Source organism: Psychroserpens jangbogonensis, assembly GCF_000797465.1.
GTDB classification, from domain to species: Bacteria; Bacteroidota; Bacteroidia; order Flavobacteriales; family Flavobacteriaceae; genus Psychroserpens; species Psychroserpens jangbogonensis.
Window position 1 is genome coordinate 127,713 of the sequence record NZ_JSWG01000015.1, and the last position, 20,533, is coordinate 148,245.

A 20,533-nucleotide genomic window follows, 5' to 3' on the forward strand; every position below is an offset into this window, starting at 1 on the left:
TTATTTTAAAGTATGTTCTTTTTGGTTGTATATCTGTTTATTTGAAATCATGTTATTGATGATTTCTGTGACCTTATAGAAGTTTGTGAGTTCTTCTTCTGAAACATTATTTTTAACGGTTTCATTAAAAGTGAGAACTTTTTCTTTTGAATAGTCTCTTTTTTCTCTACCGAATTCAGTTAAATGAATTAGTACACCTCTACCATCTTCAGGATTAGGTTTACGGGTAATTAAACCTTTCTCTTCCATTGTTTTTAATGTACGAGATAAACTTGTAGCTTCCATTCCCATTTTTGGCCCCAAAGAAGTTGAAGGAGTGCCGCTTTCAGGATCTATACTAAGCAAGGCAAAGCCTGTTGCCATGGTAGTTCCAAATTGGGACGCTTCTTCGTTATACATCTTATTAACCGCTAACCAAGTGGTTCTTAAGACGTAGTCAATAGTTTTATCTTTCATGCTTTGAAATTTGATTTCCAAATATACTAAAAAATGCTATGCATGCATAGTATTTAAGAAAATATTATACATGCATAGCATATTAATAACAAACCATGATATGTAGTAAACAAAAAACGTCTCATAATCAAATGAAACGTTTTATTTAGTATTTGAAGTTTTTTTTATTCTGTATTTCCGTTTAATTTACCATTTATAACACCAACAACTGCACCTACAATTACTGCGATAACAATATAAACGAATAAATCTAAGGCAAAACTTTCATAAGTTACGCCCTTAACTAAAGCCATATTAAAAAGGCTAGCATTTAATCCCATAAATAACCCAATTATAGCACCAGCCTTGGCACCAGTTTTGGCAGTTGAAATTTTTGCCCATTTATTGTAAATGTAAGAGATAAAGAAACCAAAGGTTAAACAACCTGCTAAAATACAGACCATTGTTTTAATAGAATCTTGAGGTTGCGGAAAAAAATCTACCAGTAAAATACCATAAAATAGCCAGCCTACTAGCCAATCTACAATGCCGCCAACTAGGCCAGCAATTAAAAAAGTTTTTGTGTTCATGTTATAAAATTGTATTAGTTAGTGTTCTAAATATACATATTTTAACATAAAAGATAAAAATATCTCAATTTAATAGGTTGAAAAACAAGAATATGACAAGATTAAACTCTGTAGATTTTATCGTATAATTCTTGATAAATACCTTTAATTACTTCACGCTTCATTTTCATAGTAGGAGTGAGGTGACCACCATCAATAGTCCAAGCGTCTGGAGTAAGTTCAAATCGCTTTACCTGTTCCCATTTACCAAATCGGACATTGTATTTGTCAACTTCCTTTTGAATGCGCTTAATTATTATATCTGAATTAGCAATGTCTTCTTCAGAAGTACCAATAGTATGTCCTTTATGTCCAATCCAATCACGAATAAACTCGAAGTTAGGCTGAATAATAGCACCTGGCATTTTTTCGCCTTCACCAACAACCATAATTTGTTCAATAAAAAGAGACTGCTTAAATTCATTTTCTAAAAGTGGTGGAATCACATATTTTCCTCCAGAAGTTTTAAACATTTCTTTTTTACGTCCTGTAATTTTAAGAAAGCCATTTTGATCAATTTCACCCTTGTCACCAGTATGAAAATAATCACCAGTCATAACACTTTCTGTTTTCGTTGGATCTTTGAAATAACCCATCATCACATTTGGGCCTTTTATTAAGATTTCTCCATCTTCAGCAATTTTAACTTCAACGTTTCTAATAGGTTTTCCAACGGTTCCTACTTTAAAGTGACTGTCTCTATACATTCCAACAGAAACAACAGGAGAGGTTTCTGTAAGTCCGTAACCTTCCATGATTTGCATTCCTCCAGCAGAAAACACTTTAGAAAGTCTTTGCTGTAATGCAGCACTTCCAGATACCATAGTTGACAATTCTCCTCCAAGGGCTTCTCGCCATTTACTAAAGATTAATTTGTTAGCGATTTTCAGTTTAAATTCGTACCAAGCTCCATTTGCTCCATAAGGTTCCCATTGTTCTCCTAAATCTACTGCCCAATGAAATAGTTTTTGCTTAATTCCAGACAAGTCATCAGCCTTAAGCATGATTTTGTCAAATACTTTTTCAAGTAAGCGCGGTACAACACTCATTAAGTGAGGTTTTACTTCTTTTGAATTTTCTCCAATTTTATCTAGTGCTTCTGCAAAATAGATACTAGCACCAGCATATTGATAGATATAAATAAGGACACGTTCAAAAATATGGCAAATAGGTAAAAAACTTAATACTCTTGTTTCTCCATCTATCAGTGGTAATCTAGGTACACTGTCTAAAGCATTGCTTGTAATGTTATTATGAGAAAGCATAACTCCTTTTGGAGTTCCAGTTGTTCCAGACGTATATATTATTGTAGCTAAATCTTCAGGTTTTACATTGGCTTTTCGTTCTTCAACTTCGCTTTGATTACTTTCATCTTTTCCAAGTTCAAACAATTCTGAATAGTGCTTACAACCTTCAATGTGATTAAAGGAGTATATTTCTTTAAGGTTTGTTTTTGCTTTAATTTTATTTACTTTCTCAAGTACTTCTTCATCAGAAACAAAGCAGTAAATTGATTCGCTATGGTTTAAAACGTACTCATAGTCTTCCGCACAGATTGTTGGATAAATAGGAATGTTTTGAGCTCCAACTTGTAGAATTCCAATATCCATGATATTCCATTCAGTTCTATTAGTTGAAGAAATGACAGCAATTTTATCATTTTTATTAACGCCTAATTTTAAAAGCGCTCTACTAACGGCATTCGCTTTATCAACGTATTCTTGTGTAGATGTAGGTATCCATTTTCCATTGTGTTTTGTCACTAGTGCAGTGGCATTTGGTTTGTTTTCTAATTGGTAATATGGAAAATCAAAAAGGCGTGTAACTTCTGTCATCAGTAATTTTTTATTAGTACTCGCAAAATAGTTAATAAATCAAGATATCACAAATACTATAACGTATCCATAACATTTATCCAACCTGGAATGTATACACAAAAAAGGAGCTATAATGACAATAGCTCCTTTTGTTTAAATTTATCTATCTAAAATTAATACTAACTAAAAACTTAAATATAACCCTATAATTAAATTGATTTCAATAATAGCAGACAAACATGCTCTAAAATTAAGAACAATTATTGATGATTTGTTGTAAAAAAACGAAATTATTACTTGTTAAGGTATTCGTTTATGAAGGTGTTGTTAGTATTAAAATATGTTTTTGGTGATTGGTGCATAAATAGTTTGAAATCTTTTGTAAAATGAGACCTGTCATAATAATCATACCTATGTATTAAATCATTTAAATCTATTTCTTTGCTTTCATATTTACGCATGAGCTTTACAAACCTATAGAGTCGTGTATATTTTCCAGGTGTTAAACCTACAATCTTTTTAAAATGATTTTCTAGTGTTTTTTGTGAAATAGAGATTTCATCTACTAAATCTAGAACATTCAACAAGCCATCATTTTCTCTAATTAAGGAAATAGCGAGGTCAATTTGTTCAGTGTTTTTATCAATATATAGTGAAGCGTTAGTAAAAAATGAATTTAAATTATTAATCAACTCTTTCGTATCTTTAGAATCTTCAAAAATCGGTAATAGTTTATTGTTAAAGCTGTTATTAATTTGCGTTAAAGGTGCGTGTGTATTTTCTATTTTAGAAACATCAATATTTAATAGTTTATAAAGTGCTGTTGGATGCAAATTTGCACCTATTGAAGCTGTAATAGAATTAGTTGAAAAATCATAAGACCTAAAATACTGGCCAGCAACCATGAGACCTTCTAGTAACATTTCTTTACCATCAACAATAACTTTTTGAGTGCCATTTCCGACATAAAATAAATGGGTTAAACCAATAGGTAAAACTTTTGATTTAAAGGGAATGTCTTCTTCCTGAAAAGACAGGTGGAAATATTCTTCAATTAAATGAGATACTTTACTAGTATCAAAATAGTCAAGATTCATTGATTCAAATTAGGTGTAGGTAAAGTAATATATTAATTTGAATTATTAGATTTTTTAATCAGAAACCTAGTGATTCTCAATCCATTTTTTAGCGTTCACAAAGGCCTCTAACCAAGGAGATACTTCATCTTTTCTTTCTACTGGATAGTTTGCCCAATTCCATTGAAATGTCGAACGTTCAATATGTGGCATAGTTACTAAATGACGACCAGTTTTGTCACACAACATAGCTGTATTGAAATCTGATCCATTCGGATTTGCTGGATAGGATTCATAACCATATTTAGCAACAATATCATATTGATTTTCTTTTTGTGGTAAGCTAAATTTACCTTCACCATGAGAAATCCAAACGCCTAAAGTACTTCCAGCTAGAGATGAAAGCATAATTGAATTGTTCTCTTTAATAGTAACAGATGTAAAACTACTCTCGTGTTTATGAGAATCGTTATGCACCAATTTACCATGAGTTTCATGTTCTGGATTGATGAGATCTAACTCCATCCATAACTGACATCCATTACAAATACCAATGGATAATGTGTCTTCTCTTTCAAAGAAGTTTTTGATTGCTTTATTGGCATTTTCATTATACTTGATTGCACCAGCCCAACCTTTTGCAGAACCTAAAACATCACTATTTGAAAAACCACCTACGGCACCTAGAAATTTAATATCTTCAAGCGTTTCTCGACCAGAAATTAAATCGGTCATATGTACATCTTTTATATCAAATCCCGCGAGATACATAGCATTTGCCATTTCACGTTCAGAATTGCTTCCTTTCTCACGAAGAATGGCTGCTTTTGGTTTATTTTTATTTGTTTTTGGAAGTTTTCCAGTAAAATGACTAGGGAACTTATAATTTAATGGTTGATTCTTAAAATTATCATATCTCTCTTTTGCAAGACCGTTAGCAGTTTGCTTTTGGTCTAATAAGAAAGAGGTTTTATACCAAACATTTCTCATTTCAGAAACATCAAAAGAGAATGCGTCTTCATTATTTTTGATATTTATTTTTCCCGAATTATTTGCAGTACCAATATTAAAAAATTTAATATTATTTTCTGATAAAACAGTTTCAATAGATGCATCTGCCTGAAAAACAAGCCCTGAGTTTTCAGCAAATAATACTTTTATTGAATCTTCTTCATTTAAAGAAGAGATATTGAAATCTGCTCCCAAACTAACATCAGCAAAGCATAGTTCTAATAAAGTTGTAATTAATCCACCAGACGCAACATCATGTCCAGCAACGATTTTATCGGCTTTAATTAAATCTTGGATGGTGTTAAAAGCACTTTTTACAAAAGCAGAATTTTTTATATCAGGAGCTTCATTTCCAATAGCATTTAAAGTTTGGTAAAAAGAACTGCCTCCTAATTTAAAGTCGTCTTGAGATACATTGATGTAATAAATGTTTCCTCCATCAATTTGAAGAAGAGGCTCAACAACCTTAGAGATTTCATTACAATTTCCTGCTGCAGAAATAATAACTGTACCTGGAGAGATTACTTCACCATCCGGATATTTTTGCTTCATAGAAAGCGAATCTTTTCCTGTTGGAACATTGATACCTAAATCTATAGCAAACTCAGATATTGCTTTTACAGCGTTATATAAACGTGCATCTTCTCCTTCATTTTTACAAGGCCACATCCAATTTGCAGATAAAGAAATTGAGGCTAAATTATCTTTTAATGGTGCCCAAATAATATTTGTTAGTGATTCTGTAATTGAATTTCTACTTCCAGCTCCTGGATGTATTAAACCAGAAATAGGAGAATGCCCAATAGAAGTTGCAATCCCTTCTTTTCCATTATAATCTAGAGCCATCACACCAACATTATTTAACGGAATTTGTAATGGTCCTACACACTGCTGTTTAGCAACTTTCCCGCCTACACAACGATCAACTTTATTTGTTAACCAATCTTTACAGGCAACAGCTTCTAATTGTAAAACTTGCTCTAAGTAGATTTGTAAGTTCTTTGTTTTATAACGTGGATTCTTATAGATTCTTTCAACAGTTATATCTGTTAAAATAGTTTTAGGCGAAGAGCCAAACATGTCTTCTAATGCTAAATCCATAGGTTTGTCACCTTTAGTTTTAGATTCAAAAGTAAATCGGTCATTTCCGGTAACTTCACCTACAGTATACATTGGAGAACGCTCGCGTTCTGCTATTTTTTGTAAAGTATCTAAATGTTTTTCAGCAATAACTAATCCCATACGTTCTTGAGACTCATTACCAATAATTTCTTTTGCGGATAAAGTTGGATCACCAACAGGTAATTTATCTAAATCAATTTTACCACCTGTATCTTCTACTAATTCACTTAAACAATTTAAATGACCTCCAGCGCCATGATCATGAATAGAAACAATAAAGTTTTCTTCACTTTCCACCATTCCACGAACTGCATTTGCAGCACGTTTTTGCATTTCCGGATTAGAACGTTGTACTGCGTTTAATTCAATTCCAGATGCAAATTCTCCTGTATCTGCGGAAGAAACTGCAGCTCCACCCATTCCTATTCTGTAGTTTTCTCCACCAAGAATTACAATTTTATCACCTTCTTTTGGAGTATCTTTTAATGCTTGTTCTGCTTTTCCATAACCAATTCCACCAGCTTGCATAATCACCTTATCGTAACCTAATTTTCTGGCTTTTGATTTACTCGAAGATGAATTTTCTTCATGTTCAAAAGTTAAAACAGATCCACAAATTAATGGTTGCCCGAATTTGTTTCCGAAGTCTGATGCACCATTTGAAGCTTTAATTAAAATATCAATTGGAGTTTGATATAACCACTTACGAGCTTTAAATTTTTGTTCCCAATGTCTATTTTCTTCTAATCGAGAATAGGAAGTCATATAAACGGCAGTTCCTGCTAATGGCAAAGATCCTTTTCCTCCAGCCAATCTATCACGAATTTCTCCTCCTGAACCAGTTGCTGCCCCATTAAATGGCTCAACAGTTGTTGGGAAATTATGTGTTTCTGCTTTTAAAGAAATTACAGATTCAAATTCTTTAGTTGTATAATAATCCGGAACATCAGCGCGTTGAGGAGCAAATTGTTCAACTTTTGGACCTTTAATAAATGCTACATTATCTTTATATGCCGAAACAATATCATTAGGGTTTTGCTTAGATGTTTCCTTAATCATTTTGAAAAGCGATGATGGCTTTTCTTTTCCATCAATCACAAAGCTTCCGTTGAAAATTTTATGACGACAATGCTCAGAGTTAACTTGAGAAAAACCGAAGACTTCTGAATCGGTTAATGGTCGATCTATTTTTTTTGAAACACCTTCTAAATATTCAATCTCTTCATCATTTAAGGCTAAGCCTTCCTGTTGATTATAAGCTGAAATATCATCTATGTTTAGAATAGGTTCTGGTTTGACCTCAATTGTAAACGTTTCTTGGTGCAATCCATTAAACTTTTCAGAAATCATAGGATCAAAGTCTTTGAAATCTTCAGAAGTAGATTCAAATTCTTCAATTCTTATGATGCCATCAATACCCATATTTTGAGTAATTTCTACAGCATTTGTACTCCATGGAGTTATCATCGCAGCTCTTGGACCAACAAAAAAAGCATCGAGAGATGCTTGTTCTATTTTTGGTTGATTGCCAAAAAGCCATACCAATTTTGAGATGGCTTCAGTTGATAATTCTTTTGTGACTTGAACAGTGAATACTTTACTGTTTTGGTTTCCGAAGAAATGAATCATTATGTCTTTGTTTGTGTTGTGTTTTGTAAAAAGCAAATTTACTTTTTTTCAATGTATTTAAAGCATTTTATTAACTTGAATATTTTGAGTTGTTCACGTTGTTATTAACGAAAAAAGACCAATATAAAAATAAATTATATTGGTCTTTTTTATTCAAATTCTTAAACTTTAATTCTTAATTAGTTTTTTGCTAATCGTACTACTACCTTGTGTTAAACGTAAAATATACATACCATTAGATAAACGTTCAGTTGGTATCGTTTCTGAATTATAAATGGTTTTAGATATAACTAGATTACCTAAAATATTATAAATCTCTACTTGTGTTTTCTTAGCTGAGTTAAGTTTGATGTGTAAAACATTGTTTACTGGGTTTGGATACACTTTGAATTCATCCAATGCTACATCATCAATACCTAGTATTTGATTATGACTGCCTAAATCGTCACAATTATCTACAACATTCCATTCATTAATGTCAAATGTAGTTGTTGGTCTATCAATTGCAGGTTTTCTAATCAAGGTTGTGTTTTCTGCAAATACTACATTACTTTGAAAGACACCTATAATATCTAAAAGAATATCATTTTTGAATAAACCAATCGCATCATTTCCATTAAAAGACGTCATGGCATTATTTAGGTAATCGTATTCGTCTGTACAAACAGTAGATCCACCATTTGCAACGACATATACATCTTCGTCTACAATAGTTGTATTATTTGGAAATGGTAGTGCTGGTCCCCAAGCACTTGCACCATTAGCATTTAGTTTAATTGTGTAAGCCGAAAGATTAACATCTGCTCCAGTGAAGTTTGCAATTTCTAATACTTTATCAGTTCCACTACCTTCAATATATTCTGAAAAGAACAAATCAATATCACCACCAGAACTTCCGTTATTTGTAGTCATTTCACAAGCTTGGTTGCTAAAGCCAGATTCATTACCAGAATTATCTTTTGATTTTACAGTAAAACAATAGTTTGTATCTGCAGTTAAACCTGTAGCTGTGAATGAAGTTGCCGTAGAATTAAACATATTCATACCATCTACATAAACGTCATAAGAAGCAACCGCAATATTATCGGTTGAAGCAATCCAAGTTAAATCGATACTATTATCTGTTGGGTTAGAGGCTACTAAATTAGTAGGGTCTGTTGGTGCTTCAGTATCTGGAGTAGTATCCCAAACTAAAGCTACATATTCTGGATGATCAACAAATGGATTTCTGTTGTTTTGGTGGTTGTAATAGATATTATTATTACGATCTATTTCCTTTTGTGAAACGGGATCCATTTCATGCCAAGTAACTAAGATGTTCAAGAATGGATCTGCTAAAGCTTTATCAGAACTCCCATCAAACATTGCATATGATGACCAAGAAGAAACTTGACTTTCATAACGAGTCACGAAGTAAAAATAAATACGAGCAATGTCACCTTTAAACTCATCAATAGGCTCAAAAACGGTATTAGAATATCCAGCAGAGTAACCACTATCTAAGTTATCACCAAGTTTAGAACCGTTTTGAGTAGGATTAGTAATTCCAGATTGATTAACCAATTCGTTATCATCAACTAGACCAAAAGGAAAATTACCTCTAAATCCATTAACACGACCGTCAGTAGGAATTAAATGATGTGCATCACTATACATAGGTGCTTGCGAACTAAAAACCGATTGTGGAATTACATGTTCCTTATTATAACAATCTCCTTCACCATTATAGTTTCCACATTCATCAGAACCAGGCGAGTATGTATATGGGTCAGAACCAGAAGGGTTTTCAGAATACATATCTAAAATAGTATTGCTACCATTAGTTTCGTAGTAATAATCTCTTTCATAAGAAGAATTAAAACCATCTAACGCATTATAACTTTGTGGGTTATGTTCTTCTTCAATAGCATTACTTATCTCTGGGTCATCTGAGCTGTTAATTATTCTCTCGAGTTGCGATTTTAATGTATAACCTGTTCCAGTTGCATGGTCATAATAACCTGCAGGAATTTGTGCCGAAGCAGTAATGGTAATAAGTGTAATTAATAAAGTGTAAAAATGCTTCATTGTATTTGTGTTATTTTTTCTTTTCTAGCTATGCCATGTGAAATCCATCAAATCTAGATTAGTAGGCAAAATTGTTGTTTCGTTTACAAAGATAAATTCTTTTCCAACTTCTAATGTTAAAAAAATGTCAACTTGTTTTCTGTTTTCAGACGGTAATACAGAGCACGCAGCATAAACTAGTTTTTCACTAGATTTATTAATGAGAGAGTATTGATGTACATCTCTAGTTGTGTTTTGTAAACTAAATATTTAAAAATTAATTCTTAATTAATTTTTTGCTTATTGTAGTATTATCTTGTGTTAAACGTAATATGTACATGCCATCAGATAAACTTTCAGTTTGTATTGTTTCTGAATTGTTTATGGTTTTAGAAATAACAAGTTTTCCTAAAACATTATAAATCTCTACCTGTGTTTGCTTTGCATATTGAAGTTCGATGTGTAGCACATTGTTTACTGGATTTGGATACACTTTAAAAGCTTCTGCAGTTTGAAATTCTTCAACAGAAAGCGCATTTTGCCAGATATCAAAAACAAAGTTAGGATTGTCAATAAATGGATTTCTGTTTCTTTGTCTGGTAGTTGCCCCAATACCATCAATATTATTGTTCCTGTCAATTTCACGTTGTGAAACAGGATCATTTGTATGCCAAGTATATAAAATATTTAAAAAAGTATCGTCAAAACATTTGTCGCTAGAGCCATCAAACATATCGTATTGATCAAAACTAGTCATGCTGTCTTCGTATCTCGTAACAAAATAGAAATACATTCTAGCTATATCTCCTTTAAACTCATCTATTGGTTCAAAAACAGTATTAGTATATCCAGCTGAATAGCCAGAGTTTAAATTATTTCCTTTTTTTGATCCATTTGAAGTAGTTAAAGTAGCATTTTCAACAACTCCAAAAGGAAAGTTGTCTCTTTGTGCATTTACGTACTTATCAGATGGTACTACAAAATGAGCATCATTTCTCATAGGAGTATCGCTATCAAAAACGGCTTGAGGAATTATATGTTCTCTATTGAAACGTTGTCCTTCAGCAGTTCCCATTGTTCCATCATCTTGTTGAGAAGATCCATAAGTGTATTCATAAGAATCTGAACCTGCAGGGTTTTCAGAATAGATATCTAATAGCGTTCCATTATTTTCAAAATAGACATCAACATCTGACAACTCATAAGTTTGATACAAAGCACTATAACTAAGATTTATAGATAAGTATTCAGGACTTAGTCCATCATTTACATTATCAATTATTCTTTTTAATTCCGTTTTTAATGCGTAGCCAGACCCTGTTGCAGAATCATAGTAACCTGTTGGAATTTGCGCTGAAGCAGTTGTGACTACTAATAGTCCTATTATAAAGTAAAGATGTTTCATAGATGATTATTTTTTCTTTTCTAGCAATGCCATATAGAATCCGTCAAATCCAGATTTGTGAGCAAAAACGTTTTTTTCTTTTATAAAGGTAAAGTCTTTTCCTTGTTCTGATGTTAAAAAAGTGTCAACTTGTCTTCTGTTTTCAGAAGGTAATACAGAACAAGTGGCATAAACTAATTTACCGCCCGCTTTAACTATGCGAGAATATTGTTGTAAAATCTCTTGTTGTGTTTTTATTATATTTTCAATGAATTCAGGTTGTAATTTCCATTTAGCACCAGGATTTCTTCTCAAAACACCTAGTCCTGAACAAGGCGCATCAATTAAAACGCGATCTGCTTTGTCATAAAGTTTTTTGACAACCTTAGTAGATTCAATAGCTCGTGTTTCTACATTAAAGGCTCCATTACGTTTAGCTCTTCGTTTTAATTCATTAAGCTTATTACCATAAATATCTAATGCAATAACCTGACCTTTGTTTTCCATAAGAGCAGCTAAGTGTAAAGCTTTTCCACCAGCACCTGCACAAGTATCAACAACTCTCATTCCAGGTTTAACATCTAAAAATTCTGCAACTAGTTGAGATGAAGCATCTTGAACTTCAAAGTAACCCTTTTTAAATGCCTCTGTCTGAAAGACATTAGCACGTTCTTTTAATCTTAAGGCGCTAGGATGATCTTTAATAAATTCAGTATCGAAGCCAAGATCAAAGAGTTCGGATTGTAATTTTTCTTTAGTTGTATTTAAGGTGTTTACTCTTAAAATAACATCTGCTTGAACATTTAAAGCAGCAATTTCTTTTGACCAAACAGATTCTCCAAGTTCTTTAACTCCAAGTTCATCCATCCAATCTGCTATAGATTCTTTAAATACTCTAGTTTTAGATAATTCGTCAAAACGCCCTTTGATTTTCCGAGTAGGTGTAGATTCAAAATATTTCCAATCTGGTAATTTGATACCGCGTAATGTTGCCCAGACTGCAAAAATTCGCCATAGATTTTCTCTGTCATAAGGCGCTTTTACTTCAGCAATTTCTGAGTACAAACGTTTCCATCTAACGATGTCATAGGTCGTTTCTGCAACAAATCCGCGATCGCGACTTCCCCAACGTTTATCACGTTTAAGAAGTTGTTGAATGACTTTATCTGCATATTTTCCTTCATTGAAGATTAAAGTTAATCCATCAATAACGGCAAAGCATAAATTTCTGTGTAAACGCATTATAAAAAATTAGGCATGCAAAGGTACATTAAAAGTTGAGATATTGAAGTGTTTATGGGAAAGTGTTATCTTTTGAAAATAAATAATTAGGAACGCAAGTTTTTATTTAAAAACACATCTAAATTTAACGTAGTAAAATTTAGCTATTATTTGACAGAAAGTGAATTTATAGAGGAATTAAAGAGCAAGAGCAGAACTTCTTATAGTAGGCTGCTTGATGATTTTCAGCATAAAGTATTTGCGACTTGCTTATCTTTTGTGCCAAATAAAGAAGATGCAGAAGATATAGCTCAAGAGGTTTTTGTTGAAGTATTTAATTCGATTTCTAAATTTAAAGGGCAATCGAAACTTTCGACCTGGATTTATCGAATAACCACCAACAAATGTTTAGAATTTATAAGAAAGCGCAACACCAAAAAGCGTTTTGCCTTTTTACAGTCGCTTTCGGGAGAAGGTTTTGAAATTGATAGATCCAACTATTTTACCGAAATGAACCATCCAGGAATCATTCTTGAGAACAAAGAAAAAAGTGAAATTCTTTTTTTAGCAATCAATGAATTACCTGAAGCGCAAAGACTGGTATTTACAATGCATAAAGTTGATGGCAAAAGTTATCAAGAAGTAAGTGATATTACAGAAAAAAGTTTGTCATCTGTAGAATCCTTAATGTTTAGAGCAAAGAAAAATCTGCAAAAGACATTAGAGAATTTTTATAAAAATGATAAATAACGCAAGTTTTATAAAAAAATAACATCTAAAGAGATGAATATGAAAACAAATAATAACATACAAAACGAGATAGACACTATTTTTGATAGTGTTAACCATATCAAAGCTGTACAGGCATCTCCTTTTTTTAAGGACAAAACCTTACAGCGTATGTTTTCTGAAAAGCTAGAAGAGCAACAAAGAGTTTTTACATGGTTTTCACCTAAATTACAATTAGCGACTTTAGCTAGTGTGGTTGTCTTAAATGTATTTGCCATTACGAAATTACAAGAATCAACTTATAATGAAAATGTAAGTCAGTTTGCTGAGTCTTATGGATTGTCGACTAGTACAGAAACCTCTTTATTAAATTAAGTCATGAAGAAAAATACAATATTATACATATTACTTTTAGTGTTAATTATAATGAATGGTTTTTTCTTATTCAATTATTTAGGGAGACCAGATCATAAAGGACCAAAAGAATCTGGGAGTTTTATTGTAAAAGAATTGAATTTTAATGAAAATCAATTGCAACAATTTAATAACCTTGAAGCTAAACATCATCATAATATGGAAGCTATTGGTGAGGATATAAAATTACTTAAAGATGATTTGTTTGAAAAAATTACAGCACCAATAGTGAATCAATCAACAATTGACAGCTTAATACTTTCAATTTCTGAAAAGGAAATATTAAAAGAGAAGGAGTTGTTTCATAGATTACGAAGTATTTATGAGTTATGTAATGAAAAACAAAAAGCAAAGTACGAACGCATTGTAAAAGATGCTCGTCATAGAAGAGGGCCTAATAATATGAATTCATTGCCTCGAGATGAAAGAAGAAAAGGTGATCGACCACCTCCAAGACATTAATTAAATTTTAAAAGGCTCTTAATTTTCAAGAGCTTTTTTTTTGTGCTTTTTTTAACAAAAGCAAGGACAAGTTTTTCTAGCCAATAGTATCTAAAAATATATAACAAAGAAATAATTTAAAAATGAAAAATAACATGATTAAAGCAGTATTAGTTTTTGGGATGACATTATTTATGTCATTCAATTCATTTGGACAACCTGGAAATAGAGGAGATCGAAAAAAGCCGCCAACTTTTAAACAATTATTAAAAGATATGGATGCCAATGAAGATGGCAAACTCTCTAAAGAGGAAGTAAAAGGACCATTAAAAGAAGTTTTCGCAAAAGTTGATACAGATGAGGATGGGTTTATTACTGAAAAGGAATTTGAAAAAGCTCCTAAACCCAAAAAAGGAGAACGAAAAGAAAAGGGATAAAATGAAATTTTGATTTGATTAGTTAGTTACTGTAAAAAGCTTCGTGAGAGATTACGAAGCTTTTTCTTTTATATTAGTATATATTCTATTAGGTATTCTTATTTTAGTAGTATTTTTTAAGATGAAAACAAGGAAAATTAGTAATTAAAAACACACATATGAAAACAAATAAAGCAATATTAAAGATCCCAAATGCATTTGGTTTCATAATGTTTTTATTTATGCTGTCACTAATGGCATGCAATAGTAATGATGATAGCAACACAAACGACGATAACGATGATCTAAGTGAAACGTTAATACAAGAATCCTTTTTTAATTCAACATCATTAATTTCTTATGAAAAAGTAGATTGTACGCTCGAAGATGGCTCAACAGGAGATTGTTATCAATTAGTTTTTTCCAGTAATCCAATTGATAATGGGCCTTTTTGTCCGGTAACAATTAATGATATTGGTGGTGTAGGGATTTATGATGGCGCAACTAATCCAGGGTTTCAGGTTATGAAAGCAAGCTTATTTAACGCCATGGAAGCAGATGGTTATGATATAGTAAACAATAGTGGTATCATAAATATTGACGATTTTACTGGTCCTCCAAATCCAGGTGGTTATTCTTATTGTCTAGAAGCAGCACCAGATAATAATTTACTATTAACTTTTTTAATACCTGCAGAACCAGTGTTAGCAACAAACAATAATATTATAGATTCTGTGGAGCTAATTGGTGTTTCAATAGACGGTGTGCCTATTAATGGTGATCCACCTTCTGTGGTTAATGGTCCAATGCTAGGAGTAGGTAATATACCTGCAATAGATCCTTGTGGTGGTCATCATGATCCTGCAGGATATTATCATTGGCATTTTGTTGCGGAAACCATGAATCAAGTTTTAGAATCTAATGGAATAACTGATGTGACGTGTACATTAGTTACCCAAGTTTCTAGTAGTAAATTAATTGGTTTCGCAAAAGATGGTTTTCCAATTTATGCCTATGAAGTTGAACCTTCTGGCTTAGATGAATGTGGAGGAATCACGGCTAATACTTCAGAATTTCCAGATGGAGTTTATCACTATGTTGCTAGTAACACTGAAGCACCAAACGTACCAAAATGCTTAAAGGGTGTTGCAGCAATCAATAGTTTTACATTTCAATAAAGATGAAAAGGGTAATTATTTTCTTATTGATTGTAATAGTTTCAATTCAAACTATACAAGCTCATAATCCCTTGTCAGCCATGTACTATCTTGAAGTTAAGGAAAATATCAATATTCTAAACATAAATTTAAGTCAGAATGGTTTGAATGAAGCTTTAAAAAAGCAGTATTCAAAAATAGATTTCAAAGAATTATCTACTACTGAATACAAACAATTGGCAGTAAATTATCTCAAGGAAAATTTTCATTTAGATATTAATGGACAAGCGATAAAGTTATTAGAAGGCGGATTGAAACTTGGAAAGCATCAAACGGATGCAAAATTTATTGTCTCAGGATTACCAAAAACATTTGAAAATCTATTTGTCAAAATAGAAGCTTTTATTGAAAATGAACATCATCAAACTGTTTTTTCATTGTTATTAAAAGGAAACACTAGTAAGGTGATATTAAATAAAAACAACAATTATTCAGCTTCAGTGCGATTTAAAGATCATTTGATGGTAGTTAATTCGGCTACATTTAATAAAAATTATTTGTGGTGTTTTGCTTTAATACCAATTTTTCTAATTGGCAAAAAGCTAATTGCAAAACGAAATTAAAACTTGCACTTACCATTTCTTATAGCTTTTTGCTCAATACCGCTAAATATTCACGAGAAAAATCAATCATAGGTTAAATGCTTTCCACGGCAAGCCTAACGCTTCCCAATTACTTTCTAATATACATTTTAACGATGTTGGTTATTTGATAGATGAAGAAATAAAAAGCACCAATACTTGCTGTTAAAAGATCTAATGTAATGCTTCCTTTAAAAAAAACAACTTGCTACAGCAAGTTTTTCTTTAAAAGCACATCTAATAGTATAACATTAACTAATTAAGACATAAATTGAATGAAAAATTATTTAAAAATTCTAGCTTTAATAGTTTCAGTGACTACCGCATTTTATGCGTGTAGTGGTGGTGATGATTCAGGAAGTGATGATGGAGATGGTGGAACAACAAACCAGGCACCATCAAGCTTTACTGCAAGTGTAGACTTAATCACAGAAACAACGGCTGCTTTAAATTGGACAGATGCTACAGATCCAGATGGAGATACTGTAACTTATACAATTACTTTGCAAGGCTCTGAAATAGCTATTGGATTAACCGTATTAACTTTAGATTTAACAGGGTTAACGTCTTCTTCTAGTTACTCAGGAACAGTTGTAGCCAATGATGGTAATGAAGGAAGTTCTTCAGCATCTTTTAGTTTTTCAACAGAAGGAACAGCACCTGCTTTACATTTAGCTTTTGCAGAATTTGATACAGACAATACAGACATCATTCTGAGTGGTTCTAATGTAATTATTGAAACTAACGGAATGGCAAATCATACATCACCTTATTGGTCAAATACTACCGAAAGATGTGCAACACCTCCAATGGGAGGAGAAATATGTACAAATACTGACACAACGGTTAATCATCCATTGTTTGTGGAGCCAACAGCAACTTCTTATCAATTTATGGCACCAGGAAATATTGATGATTTTAATGGTTCATATTCGTTAACGGTATTAGCAGCACCAGATTTAGCAGCCAATTCTTCAGCAACCGGATTAGGAGCCATAGGAATTGCTATTTCTGGAGCTAATATTTATAATGATCAAGAAGGACCAAATATGCCTTTAGATAATAATACTATTGGATCATTTGATTATACTGCTGCTCATACAGGTCCACAAAGTTATCACTATCATTTAGAACCAAAAGCTTGGTCTAATGATGATGATGCATTAATTGGAATTATTGCTGACGGATTTTTTATTTATGGAAGAAAATGTAACTCAACAAACGACTATCCAACAGATTTAGACGCATCTGGAGGTCATACAAGTGCGACGCAACATAGTGAAGGTGCTTCAGAGTATCACTATCACATTCAAAACGAATTATATTTAAATCAATATTATATTTTATTCCCAGGCAATTATCAAGGAACTCCAAGCAATATTCAGTAAAACAGTCTTTTTAATAGGTCTGTTGTTTATTTCTTCTTGTCAAAAAGAAGAACAGAAAACTATGGCTTATGCTGAAGTGACTAAAAGTTCTATAAACAATATAATAATCAACAAGAATGAGTTAGAGTTGAAATCCAATTTAGGGTTGATGTATTATCAAAATCAACCCTTTAATGGAACTTCTGTTAGATTTTATAGAGATGCTTTAAAATCAGAATCTATTCAATATGCAAATGGAAAACGCCATGGAGTATACCAAAAATGGTTTCCAAATGGAGCTTTGAGTTTCGAGGCTCATTATGAAAACGGACTTCAAGTTAGTAATTCAAGGTCGTGGTGGAAAAACGGAAATTTACGTACTGAAGCCAACTATAAGGATGGGATTGTTAACGGAATTCAAAAGCAATGGTATAAATCTGGAATAAAATTCAAAGAAATGACCATTATAAACGGACAAGAAGAAGGTTTACAAAGAGCTTGGCGAGAAAACGGAAAAATTTATAATAACTACGAGGCAAAAAACGGACGAATTTTTGGATTAAAACGTGCGAGTTTATGTTATCAATTAGAAGATGAGAATGTACAATATTAAACAGATACTAGTTATTGGATTAGTCTTGTTTTTCGTGAGTTGCATTGAGAACTCAACAATAAAGAAAACGAGTAGAGTAGCAGAATTACCTTTTTATAAGGAAGCTACTTTTATGCCTCATTGGTTAGATGCAAATAGTGAAGAAGCTGATATAATTCATAGAATACCAAAGTTTAACTTGGTCAATCAATTAGGGGAAGAAGTCACAGAAGAAACGTTTAAAGATAAAATCTATATTGCTGATTTTTTCTTTACTACATGTCCTGGTATTTGTCCTAAAATGACTGCAAATATGAAGGTTTTGCAAGAAGCATTTCTTGAAGACAATGATGTCTTACTCTTATCACATTCGGTTACTCCTGAAACCGATTCTATACCGATTTTAAAACGTTATGCCGAAAATAAAGGTGTTATAGATAGTAAATGGCATTTGGTAACAGGTGATAGAAAGCAAATTTACGATTTAGGAAGACAAGCTTATTTTGCTGAAGAAGACTTGGGTGTTTATAAAACAGAAGATGACTTTTTACATACTGAAAACTTTGTTCTCATTGATAACAATAGACATATACGCGGAATTTATAACGGACTAAATAAAATGTCTGTACAACAACTAATTGCAGATGTGAAAACATTGCAATTAGAAGATTGATTGGTTTTTTGTTAAATTGAAATCAAATTCTTATTAAATTAATTTCGATTTCCTTTTTTCTCTCTATATTCTTTAAGACGTTCTAAAAGCTTTCTGTTAAATGAGTCTTCAGCTGCCTTAAGTTTTATAATTTTAATGGAAGGAATGACTTCTTTTAAATCATTTACCAATTTAATTTTTGCTACGTGCATATCGCTTTCAGCTTTTGTGAATTTATCTAAAAGAGCATCTGCTTCTGCAGCTGACATGTCTGGATTTGTGCGCATTTGTCTTTTAATATCTCTACCTTGATTTCTTACTTTTTCTGTAGCTGCTTCAAATTCATTGTAAACTGGCCAAAATTTTTCAGCTTCATCTGTAGAAAGATTTAATTTTTCAGTGATGAAAGCTATTTTTTGTGCCTTGATGCGCTCTTTCATTTTTCCATCTGGCTGTGCAAATGCTGAAATGCTTATAAGTAGTATTAATATTGGTAGTACTTGTTTCATATCAAATGTGTGTTTTATTGTAATAGTTGTTCTATATCTGAGTTGTCAAGAAGATACGCTTCTAAATTTTCTTCGTTGTATTCCGTTTCGGTAATTACAAAATCATCTTCTAATAATTCGGCATCAGATAATAACTGAGCCAATTCATAGCTGTCTAAATCACTATCTTGGAAATAATTCTCAACCATTTCTGCAGAAATTTCTTCAGTAGTTTCTTGATTAATATAAATGGCAAATAATAAAAGTAACGATGCTGCAATTCCTGCAATGTAATAAAAGCTTTGTCTTGGCTTTAAAGCGATAACTGGTTTGTCATCTTCTAACTGACTTAATATCTTATCGTCTAACGTGTCAAAGTAATCTTCAGGAATTTCAAAACCAGATTGATCAGCCTTGTTTATCAAGTTCACTTCATTAAGAATTTGCTCTTCCACTTGAGAAAAGTAATCTTTAGGAGTTTTAAATCCTGAAGTTTTGATAGTATCTAATTTTTTCTGTTTCATAACTTTAAGACTCTTAAGTCTTTAATTGGTTTAATCTTGAGTTAAAAATGCTTCTATTTTCTTTACAGCAATATGATAAGAAGCTTTTAATGCACCTTCACTTGTATCCAAAATTTCAGACATATCTTTATATTTGATATCTTCAAAATACTTCATATTAAATACCAATTGTTGTTTGTCTGGTAATGTTGCTATAGCTTTTTGTAATTTTATTTTTATATCATCACTTTCAAAATAAACATCAGCTTTTAAATTATTAATCGCTAGATTTTGATGTTCTTCCGAAGATAACTGCATTCGCTTCGAATTCTTATTAATATGTGTAATGGACTCATTCGTTGCAATACGATACATCCAAGAATACAATTTGCTATCGCCTTTAAAGTTATGGATACTTTTATAAACTTTAATAAATGTATTCTGAAGTACGTCATCTGCATCATCGTGAGACTTTACGATATGACGAATATGCCAATACAATCGCTCCTTATAAAGCTGTAATAACTCTTTAAAGGCAGCTTCTTTGGTTTCTTTGGAGATTAAACGCTGGATAAAGTCTTGTTCTTCTTTCAAAAACTCATTTTTTCTTTAGACTCATGAAAATAGTGAAAGTTTAATGAAAAATAATTTTTTTGTTAAAACTCTCGCAATCAATTAGTTGAATGTATTATCATCGATAAAGTGTTTATAAAATACGATGAAATGCATATTTTTCTTGTTTGTACCACTTATTTATTATATG

Annotated in this window: 20 protein-coding genes; 9 read left to right on the forward strand and 11 right to left on the reverse strand. The window is 31.9% G+C overall.

Features of this window, described 5'->3' with window-relative positions:
• From RH81_RS14350 to RH81_RS14385, 8 genes are all read right to left on the reverse strand, one after another.
• Positions 1 to 456 carry a MarR family winged helix-turn-helix transcriptional regulator gene (locus tag RH81_RS14350; protein ID WP_033961538.1) on the reverse strand — a complete coding sequence of 152 codons (456 nt, stop codon included), beginning with the start codon at positions 454 to 456 and terminating at the stop codon, positions 1 to 3.
• 164 nt (positions 457 to 620) lie between these two features.
• The gene (locus tag RH81_RS14355; protein ID WP_033961539.1) at positions 621 to 1,025 is read right to left on the reverse strand and encodes a hypothetical protein; all 405 of its coding nucleotides are present in this window, start codon (positions 1,023 to 1,025) and stop codon (positions 621 to 623) included.
• Between the two features lie 101 nt (positions 1,026 to 1,126).
• Positions 1,127 to 2,899: an AMP-dependent synthetase/ligase gene (locus tag RH81_RS14360; RefSeq protein ID WP_033961542.1), complete on the reverse strand. Its 1,773-nt coding sequence runs from the start codon at positions 2,897 to 2,899 to the stop codon at positions 1,127 to 1,129.
• 275 nt (positions 2,900 to 3,174) lie between these two features.
• The gene (locus tag RH81_RS14365; protein ID WP_033961545.1) at positions 3,175 to 3,978 is read right to left on the reverse strand and encodes a helix-turn-helix domain-containing protein; all 804 of its coding nucleotides are present in this window, start codon (positions 3,976 to 3,978) and stop codon (positions 3,175 to 3,177) included.
• 66 nt (positions 3,979 to 4,044) lie between these two features.
• Positions 4,045 to 7,719, reverse strand: coding sequence for a phosphoribosylformylglycinamidine synthase (gene purL / locus RH81_RS14370; RefSeq protein WP_033961548.1), 3,675 nt, complete (start codon positions 7,717 to 7,719; stop codon positions 4,045 to 4,047).
• A 168-nt stretch (positions 7,720 to 7,887) separates the two neighbouring features.
• Positions 7,888 to 9,786, reverse strand: coding sequence for an endonuclease (locus tag RH81_RS14375; protein WP_033961551.1), 1,899 nt, complete (start codon positions 9,784 to 9,786; stop codon positions 7,888 to 7,890).
• 256 nt (positions 9,787 to 10,042) lie between these two features.
• On the reverse strand, positions 10,043 to 11,170 hold the full coding sequence (locus RH81_RS14380) for an endonuclease (RefSeq protein ID WP_033961552.1): 1,128 nt from the start codon (positions 11,168 to 11,170) through the stop codon (positions 10,043 to 10,045).
• Positions 11,171 to 11,176: 6 nt separating this feature from the next.
• A complete protein-coding gene (locus RH81_RS14385; RefSeq protein WP_033961553.1) occupies positions 11,177 to 12,391 on the reverse strand; it encodes an RsmB/NOP family class I SAM-dependent RNA methyltransferase in 1,215 nt (404 codons plus the stop codon).
• A 150-nt stretch (positions 12,392 to 12,541) separates the two neighbouring features.
• Between RH81_RS14385 and RH81_RS14390 the strand changes: the two genes are divergently transcribed.
• The 9 genes from RH81_RS14390 (at position 12,542) to RH81_RS14430 (ending at position 18,800) form a co-directional block, all read left to right on the forward strand.
• Positions 12,542 to 13,120: an RNA polymerase sigma factor gene (locus tag RH81_RS14390; protein ID WP_033961554.1), complete on the forward strand. Its 579-nt coding sequence runs from the start codon at positions 12,542 to 12,544 to the stop codon at positions 13,118 to 13,120.
• A gap of 39 nt (positions 13,121 to 13,159) precedes the next feature.
• Positions 13,160 to 13,474, forward strand: a complete 315-nt coding sequence (locus tag RH81_RS14395; RefSeq protein ID WP_033961555.1) for a hypothetical protein — start codon at positions 13,160 to 13,162, stop codon at positions 13,472 to 13,474.
• Between the two features lie 3 nt (positions 13,475 to 13,477).
• On the forward strand, positions 13,478 to 13,975 hold the full coding sequence (locus RH81_RS14400) for a Spy/CpxP family protein refolding chaperone (RefSeq protein ID WP_152604844.1): 498 nt from the start codon (positions 13,478 to 13,480) through the stop codon (positions 13,973 to 13,975).
• Positions 13,976 to 14,097: 122 nt separating this feature from the next.
• A complete protein-coding gene (locus tag RH81_RS14405; protein ID WP_052172578.1) occupies positions 14,098 to 14,391 on the forward strand; it encodes an EF-hand domain-containing protein in 294 nt (97 codons plus the stop codon).
• Between the two features lie 158 nt (positions 14,392 to 14,549).
• Positions 14,550 to 15,548 carry a YHYH protein gene (locus RH81_RS14410; protein WP_081988343.1) on the forward strand — a complete coding sequence of 333 codons (999 nt, stop codon included), beginning with the start codon at positions 14,550 to 14,552 and terminating at the stop codon, positions 15,546 to 15,548.
• 2 nt (positions 15,549 to 15,550) lie between these two features.
• Positions 15,551 to 16,150: a hypothetical protein gene (locus tag RH81_RS14415; RefSeq protein ID WP_033961559.1), complete on the forward strand. Its 600-nt coding sequence runs from the start codon at positions 15,551 to 15,553 to the stop codon at positions 16,148 to 16,150.
• Positions 16,151 to 16,443: 293 nt separating this feature from the next.
• Positions 16,444 to 17,556: a YHYH protein gene (locus RH81_RS14420; RefSeq protein ID WP_081988345.1), complete on the forward strand. Its 1,113-nt coding sequence runs from the start codon at positions 16,444 to 16,446 to the stop codon at positions 17,554 to 17,556.
• A gap of 22 nt (positions 17,557 to 17,578) precedes the next feature.
• Positions 17,579 to 18,148, forward strand: coding sequence for a toxin-antitoxin system YwqK family antitoxin (locus RH81_RS14425; protein ID WP_241478990.1), 570 nt, complete (start codon positions 17,579 to 17,581; stop codon positions 18,146 to 18,148).
• Positions 18,135 to 18,800, forward strand: a complete 666-nt coding sequence (locus RH81_RS14430; protein WP_206539391.1) for an SCO family protein — start codon at positions 18,135 to 18,137, stop codon at positions 18,798 to 18,800. The genes RH81_RS14425 and RH81_RS14430 overlap by 14 nt, the downstream gene beginning before the upstream one ends.
• A 38-nt stretch (positions 18,801 to 18,838) precedes the next feature.
• On the opposite strand, the gene RH81_RS14435 is transcribed toward RH81_RS14430, so the two are convergent.
• Genes RH81_RS14435 through RH81_RS14445 form a run of 3 tightly spaced genes read right to left on the reverse strand, consistent with a single transcriptional unit; the run spans position 18,839 to position 20,364 of the window.
• Positions 18,839 to 19,288, reverse strand: a complete 450-nt coding sequence (locus RH81_RS14435; protein ID WP_033961566.1) for a Spy/CpxP family protein refolding chaperone — start codon at positions 19,286 to 19,288, stop codon at positions 18,839 to 18,841.
• Positions 19,289 to 19,302: 14 nt separating this feature from the next.
• Positions 19,303 to 19,791: a hypothetical protein gene (locus RH81_RS14440; RefSeq protein WP_033961567.1), complete on the reverse strand. Its 489-nt coding sequence runs from the start codon at positions 19,789 to 19,791 to the stop codon at positions 19,303 to 19,305.
• Between the two features lie 30 nt (positions 19,792 to 19,821).
• Positions 19,822 to 20,364, reverse strand: coding sequence for an RNA polymerase sigma factor (locus RH81_RS14445; RefSeq protein ID WP_033961569.1), 543 nt, complete (start codon positions 20,362 to 20,364; stop codon positions 19,822 to 19,824).
• Between the last annotated feature and the right edge of the window lie 169 nt (positions 20,365 to 20,533).